Origin of the sequence: Colwellia sp. 6M3 (assembly GCF_014077595.1) — a bacterium.
Taxonomy (GTDB): Bacteria; Pseudomonadota; Gammaproteobacteria; order Enterobacterales; family Alteromonadaceae; genus Cognaticolwellia.
Genome location: NZ_JACGWF010000236.1, coordinates 1 through 339, shown reverse-complemented (window position 1 = coordinate 339; position 339 = coordinate 1). Strand labels below are relative to the sequence as shown.

Here is a 339-nt window from a genome sequence, read left to right as displayed (position 1 = left end):
CGCCGTGAAAGGGCGGTGTCCTAGGCCTCTAGACGATGGGGACACATAAATGTGTCACTAGGACAACTGAATTTTTAGACTCGTTTCAGGCGAGCTTTCTTAATAACACTACACTTCCCTATTAAAAATAAGTAAGTGGCGTCCCCAAGAGATTAGTACTCTTGATAACGTCGTGCATAGAGAGTGCGGTGTCACACTACTTTACACAATACTTAAAATAAGTAAGTGGCGTCCCCAAGGGGATTCGAACCCCTGTTACCGCCGTGAAAGGGCGGTGTCCTAGGCCTCTAGACGATGGGGACACATAAATGTGTCACTAGGACAACTGAATTTTTAGAC

At 46.0% G+C, this 339-nt stretch carries 1 tRNA gene; it reads right to left on the bottom strand.

Annotated features, from left to right (window positions below):
• Positions 1-226: 226 nt before the first annotated feature.
• A tRNA-Glu gene (locus H4J50_RS19200) sits at positions 227-302 on the bottom strand.
• Between the last annotated feature and the right edge of the window lie 37 nt (positions 303-339).